At 73.8% G+C, this 1,192-nt stretch carries 1 protein-coding gene; it reads right to left on the minus strand.

Going from position 1 to position 1,192, the window contains the following annotated elements; translation table 11 throughout:
• Positions 1-9: 9 nt before the first annotated feature.
• A partial coding sequence (locus AOK18_RS06030; RefSeq protein WP_055693630.1) for a site-2 protease family protein occupies positions 10-1,192 on the minus strand: 1,183 nt, incomplete at its 5' end.

Below are 1,192 nucleotides of genomic sequence, written 5' to 3' on the forward strand. Positions count from 1 at the left end.
GGGCGGACGTCAGGCGGGGCGGGCCATGGCCTTGACGAAGGCGCGCTCGACGTCGGCCGCGGACAGGACGCCGTAGATCTCGCCGGTCGCCTCGACGACCAGGTACTCGGTGGCGGGTGCGGCACGGAGCGCTTCCAGGAGCTCCTCCCCCGCGAGTTCGGCGGAGACGCGCATGCCGTCGGTGAGGTCCTGGGCGAGCCCGCCGACCGCCACCCAGGGGCGGCGGTGCTCGGGTACGCCGACGATGGCGGCCTCGCGCACCAGGGACAGCGGGGTGCCGTCGGCGTCGACGACGACGAGGGCGCGGGCTCCGGCGGCGTTGGCGCGGCGCAGCGCCTCGGAGAGCGGGGTGTCGGTCTCCACGGGTACCGCGCGGCGGGTCAGGGCGCGGGCGCGCAGTTCCGGCAGGTGCTCGCGCAGGCGGGCCATGCGCAGGCTGTTGCCCGCGCCGGTCCAGATGATCGCCGCGAGGATGGCGGCGAGCAGGGCGTCGAGGACGGTGTCCATGCCGACGCCGTCCGCGGCGTCGGAGCCGAGTGCTCCGGACTGGGTGAGCAGGGGGAGGCCGATCAGGACGGAGATGGCGAGGGCGCGGCCCACCCAGGCGGCGGCGACGGTGCCGCTCATGGGCTTGCCGGTGATCTTCCAGACGACCGCGCGGAGCATGCGCCCGCCGTCGAGGGGGAGGCCGGGCAGGAGGTTGAAGGCGGCCACGATGAGGTTGGAGATCATCAGGCCGGCCAGCAGGACGCCGGGGACGGAGCCGGGGTCGACCGCGAGCAGTCCGAGGTAGAACAGGCCGGACAGGACGAGGGAGAGCAGCGGGCCCACGAAGGCGAGCACGAATTCCCGTCCGGGTGTCTCGGCCTCCTTCTCGATCTCGGAGACGCCGCCGAAGAACTGGAGCTGGATGCGGCGCACCGGGAGCTTGAAGCGGAGGGCGGCCAGGGTGTGGGCGAGTTCGTGGACCAGCACCGACGCGTAGAAGGCGACGGCGAAGAACAGGGAGACCAGGTAGCTGGCGGCGCCGAGTTCGGGCAGCACGCGGTCGATCTGGCCGCCGAAGACCCAGGTGATGAGGATGGCGACGAGGAACCAGCTGGGCGCGACGTAGACGGGCACGCCGAAGGGGCGTCCCATCAGCAGTCCGCCGCGCCGCTGCTCCGCCGGGCGCCGCGGCGCCCGGCGGAGC

It is taken from the genome of Streptomyces prasinopilosus (assembly GCF_001419695.1).
Taxonomy (GTDB): domain Bacteria; phylum Actinomycetota; class Actinomycetes; order Streptomycetales; family Streptomycetaceae; genus Streptomyces; species Streptomyces prasinopilosus.